Source organism: Kineosporia sp. R_H_3, from assembly GCF_002198675.1.
Taxonomy (GTDB): Bacteria; Actinomycetota; Actinomycetes; order Actinomycetales; family Kineosporiaceae; genus R-H-3.
The window spans coordinates 1-4,954 of sequence record NZ_MWLL01000033.1; the positions used below are offsets into that span (position 1 = coordinate 1).

3 protein-coding genes are annotated in these 4,954 nt (G+C 76.8%); all 3 read left to right on the forward strand.

Annotated elements, in window-relative coordinates; genetic code table 11:
• Positions 1-271: 271 nt before the first annotated feature.
• Genes mtrA through ECOMGDLI_RS02645 form a run of 3 tightly spaced genes read left to right on the forward strand, consistent with a single transcriptional unit; the run spans position 272 to position 4,921 of the window.
• Positions 272-949 carry an MtrAB system response regulator MtrA gene (mtrA, locus tag ECOMGDLI_RS02635; protein WP_088286285.1) on the forward strand — a complete coding sequence of 226 codons (678 nt, stop codon included), beginning with the start codon at positions 272-274 and terminating at the stop codon, positions 947-949.
• Between the two features lie 53 nt (positions 950-1,002).
• On the forward strand, positions 1,003-2,931 hold the full coding sequence (gene mtrB / locus ECOMGDLI_RS02640) for an MtrAB system histidine kinase MtrB (protein WP_143447475.1): 1,929 nt from the start codon (positions 1,003-1,005) through the stop codon (positions 2,929-2,931).
• Positions 2,924-4,921 carry an LpqB family beta-propeller domain-containing protein gene (locus tag ECOMGDLI_RS02645; protein WP_088313318.1) on the forward strand — a complete coding sequence of 666 codons (1,998 nt, stop codon included), beginning with the start codon at positions 2,924-2,926 and terminating at the stop codon, positions 4,919-4,921. Before mtrB ends, ECOMGDLI_RS02645 begins: the two co-directional genes overlap by 8 nt.
• Positions 4,922-4,954 lie beyond the last annotated feature (33 nt).

Below are 4,954 nucleotides of genomic sequence, written 5' to 3' on the forward strand. Positions count from 1 at the left end.
GCGGGGCCGGCGGGCGGCCACCCGGGCGGCGTGGACGACGGGACGGGCGGCTGCCCGTCCGGTCCCGTCCGGTCCGTCATCGGTCCCCCTCGTCGCAGCCCGCAGTGCCGTCGGCCGTGCCGTGAACGCCCCCGCCACGGTCCGTGGTTCCCCCGCGCGCCATCCTGTCACGCCGCTGCGACGGCCCCCACGGGGACCGATCTTGCACGAAACGGGTGCCGGAGCCTGTCGCGGGCTGCGGTCCGGACCGTCGCGGTGTCACGATGAGGCCATGAGAGGTCGCGTGCTGGTGGTCGACGACGACACCGCCCTCGCCGAGATGCTCGGCATCGTCCTGCGCGGGGAGGGGTTCGACCCGGTCTTCTGCGCGGACGGCTCCGGCGCGCTCGAGGCGTTCCGGGCGACCCGGCCCGACCTCGTCCTGCTCGACCTCATGCTGCCCGGCAAGGACGGCATCGAGGTCTGCCGGCAGATCCGGTCGGAGTCCGGCACCCCGATCGTCATGCTCACGGCCAAGGGCGACACGGTGGACGTCGTCCTCGGCCTGGAGTCGGGCGCGGACGACTACGTCGTCAAGCCGTTCAAGCCCAAGGAGCTCGTCGCCCGGGTCCGGGCCCGGCTGCGCCGCACCGAGGAGCCGTCGCCGGAGATGCTCGAGATCGGCGACCTCGCGATCGACGTCGCCGGTCACTCCGTGCGCCGCGGCGAGGAGATCATCTCGCTGACCCCGCTCGAGTTCGACCTCCTCGTGGCCCTGGCCCGCAAGCCGTGGCAGGTGTTCACCCGCGAGGTGCTCCTCGAGCAGGTCTGGGGCTACCGGCACGCGGCGGACACCCGCCTCGTCAACGTCCACGTCCAGCGGCTGCGCTCGAAGATCGAGCGCGACCCGGAGCGTCCGGACATCGTCCTCACCGTCCGCGGCGTCGGCTACAAGGCCGGCCCGGCCTGACCTCGGCCCCCGCCGGACGGTCCCGCCCCTCGCAGAGATCCCAGGTCCCTCCCGTGTCAGGTCCTCCCGCCCCCGAGCCCGGCGAGCACCCCGTTGCCGCCGACCCGGACGAGCGCGCGGACGCCGACCGGGGCGTCGAGCGCGTCGTCGAGCGTGTCCAGGAGCACGTGCTGCGCGACCGCACGGTCGCCGCGCTGCGCCGGCGGACGCCGTCCGGCATCCTCGCGGGGCTGCGGCTGGGCCGGCTGCGCTGGCGGCGCTCGCTGCGGCTGCGCGTCGTCGCGACGACCGTCGTCTTCGCCACGCTCGTCGTCCTCGCCGTCGGGAGCGTCCTGCTCGCACGCATCTCCGAGGGCCTGCAGACCTCGAGCAACGAGCTCGCCCGCGGCGAGGCCAAGCAGCTCTACGCCGAGGCCCAGCGGCTCGTGAAGGGGCGCAGCGGCGACCCCGGGCCGTTCGGCACCGAGCTCGTGACCCGGCTGTCGAACGAGGACAACCGGTTCGTCGTCCTGCGGCAGAGCCTCGACGCGACGGCCGCCGGGCCGATCCAGGACCGGTCGTCGTCCGGGATGCCCGCGGACGTCATCCCCACCGACCTGCGGCGGCAGGTCGTCGCCACGAAGGGCCAGCTCTTCGGCCGGCCGGTGGCGCTGCCTCCGCGGGACGCCGGCCGCGGCGCCCCCCGGACCAGCCCGGGCTACACGTGGGGAGGCCTGCTCGACCTCGGCCAGGGCATCGGCGACTACGAGCTCTACTTCGTGTTCCGGCAGGACCGCGAGGCCGCCACCCTCGACCTCGTCCGCCGGACGTTCTTCGTCGGCGGCGCCGCGCTCGTCCTGCTCGTCGCGGGGGTCGCCTTCGTCGTCACCCGTTCCGTCGTCGAACCGGTCCGGCTCGCGGCGCGGACCGCGGAGGAGATCGCGTCCGGCCACCTCGACCGGCGGGTCCGGGTGCGCGGCGAGGACGAGCTGGCCCGGCTCGGCGCCGCGTTCAACGACATGGCGACGAGCCTGGAGCGGCAGATCCACCGCCTCGAGGAGCTGTCCCGGGTCCAGCGCCGGTTCGTCTCCGACGTCTCGCACGAGCTGCGGACCCCGCTGACGACGATCCGGATGGCCACCGAGGTGCTCCACGAGGCCCGCGACGGCTTCGACCCCGCGACCGCGCGCAGCGCCGAGCTGCTCATGACCCAGCTCGACCGGTTCGAGTCCCTCCTCGCCGACCTGCTCGAGGTGAGCCGCTTCGACGCCGGCGCGGCCGTGCTCGAGGTCGACCCGGCCGACGTCCGCGACGTCGTGGCCCGGGTCGTCGACGGCCTGCGCCCGATCGCGGACGGGCGCTGCGACGTCGTCGTCGACGTCCCCGCGCAGCCGTGCATCGCCGAGGTCGACGCCCGCCGGCTCGAGCGCATCGTCCGCAACCTCGTCGGCAACGCGATCGAGCACGGCGAGGGCCGGCCGGTCGTCGTCCGGGTCGCGGGCAGCGCGGACGCCGTCGCGGTCGTCGTCCGCGACCACGGCGTCGGGCTCACCCCGGCCCAGGCCCGCATGGTCTTCAACCGGTTCTGGCGGGCCGACCCGGCCCGGGCCCGGTCGACCGGCGGCACCGGGCTGGGCCTGGCGATCGCCCTCGAGGACGCCCACCTGCACGGCGGCTGGCTCCAGGTCTGGGGAGACCCGGGCCGCGGCGCGAGCTTCCGGCTGACGCTCCCGCGCCGGGCGGGCGTCGTCCTGCGCACCTCCCCGCTGCCGCTCGTGCCGCCGGACGCCGTCCAGCACGACGAGATCGCCGCCGGTGGCACCCACCTCGCGGGCACCGGGCTCGCGTCCGGACCGGCCGGCGTCCTCGACGTCGAGGCGCTCATCGCCGACCTCGACACGGTGCTCACCGAGACCGAGGCGGCCGCGGCGGAGGCCGCGGCGACGCCCGCCCCCCTCGACCCGCAGGCCGCGCCGCAGAGCCGGGACGGGGCCCGTGGCTGACCCGGGAGCCTCGGACGGCCGTCGCGAGGGCCGTCCCGCGGGCCGGCCCGGGGACGTCGTCCTCGGCCGCCGGGCGGCCCTCGCGGGCCTGCTCGCGGCCGGCGCGGCCCTCGCCGGCTGCGCCCGGATCCCGACCGACGGCCCGATCGCGACGAGCACCGACCTCGCCGTCGAGGACCTCGGGCGGGCCATCGCCCTGCCGCCGCGGCCGGGGTCCAGCCCGGACGCGATCGTCGACGGCTTCCTGCGGGCGGCGGCGATCGGCTCGTCGCAGACGGCGCGCGAGTTCCTCGCCGACCGCAACATCCCCTGGGACGCCGACGGCGACGTCGTCCTCTACACCTCCTCCCGGGTCACCGTCGTCCGCGGGCCGGGCAGCGACCCCGACACCCCGCCGACCGGCCAGGCCCGGGCCACGCCGAGCGCCGCCGCCCGCCCGCAGGACGGTGCGCGCGCCGAGGTCGCCGTCCGGCTCGACGGGGTCGTGGCCGGCCTCGACCGGTTCGGCCGGCTGGGCGTGCTGCCCCGGGCGCAGGTCCGGCGGCTGCGCTACGGGCTCGTCGCCCGGGACGGCGAGTGGCGCATCGACCGCCTCGTCGACGGGCTGCCGATCTCGCTGAGCCAGTTCGAGACGTCGTCCGGGCACGTGCCGACGCCGCTGTACTTCCCGGACCCCTCCGGGCGCTGGCTCGTCCCCGACGTCCGGTACATCCGCGAGGGGTTCGCCGCGACGCAGACCCAGGTCGTGACGGCGCTGCTCGAGGGGCCGTCGGCGTGGCTCGCCGGCGCGGTCACCGTTCCCCGGACGCCCGGGCCGCTGCGGCTGCGGGTGTCGTCGGTGCCCGAGCCGGTCGGCGGGGTCGCGACCGTGGACCTCGACGAGTCGGCGCTCGCGCTCGACGAGCAGGCCCAGGCCCTGCTGCGCGAGCAGCTCCTGCGGTCGATGGCGGAGGCGAACGGCACGGCCGTCGTGACGCGCGTCGAGATCAGCGTCGACGGCCAGCTGCTGCCCGGCGCCGGTGGGGCCGGGCCGACCCCCGGCGCCGCGTCCCTGCCGCGGACCGCGGACCAGGCCTTCGCCGGCTCGACGTACGTCGCGGTCGACGCGAAGGCGCGCATCCTGCTCGGGCAGCGCACCGGTCCGACCCGGCTCCTCGACGGCCTCCAGCTCACCGGGGGCGCGCGGCCGGCGATGTCCTACACCGACGCCCCCCGGACGTACGCGCTCGTCGTCACGGGCAAGGACCCGGGCGCCCGCACGCTGAAGATCGCCGAGGGGACGGCGACGCCGGGCGACGTCGTCACCGCCGCCGAGCTCACGTCCCCCTCGTTCGACTGGAGCGGGTGGGTGTGGACGAGCCCCCGCCGGCCCGCCGGCTCCGTCGTCGCGGCGATCCTCGTCGGCGGCCGGGTGCGCCGGGTGGACGTCGCGGCACCGTGGCTGCGGTCCGGGCAGGTCGTCGCGCTGCGGGTCAGCCGCGAGGGCACCCGGGCCGTGGTCCTCGTCGACGACGTCGCCGCCGACGGGCGGCGGGCGAGCCGGCTGCTGCTGTGCGGGGTCCGGCGGCAGCAGTCGGGCGTGCCGGTCTCCCTCGGCGATCCGGTCCGGTTGCTGCCCGACCTCGTGCGGGCCGGTGACGTCGCGTGGTCCGGCGCCGGGCGGGTCACGGTCCTCGGCAGCCGGCGGCGGACCGACAAGCGGCTGCTCGTGCAGCCGTGGGTCGTCGACGTCGGCGGCGACCCGTCGTCGCGCGGGACGACGGGGACGGCGGACCTCGGGGCGATCCTCACCGGTGCGGACGGCAAGCAGGTCACGAGCACCGCGGTCTGGGAGCGGCTCGCGCCGGAGCTGGCGCCGACGCTCGCCGTCGGCGACACCGCGGACGACCTGTACGTGGGGACCGCGAAGGGCGACCTGTTCCACTACCGGCAGACCGGGTCGTGGGAGCGGTCGCGGGCCGGGGTGTTCCGGCCGGCCTTCCCGGGCTGACCGGGAACCGCACCCGACCCCCCGCGCCCGACC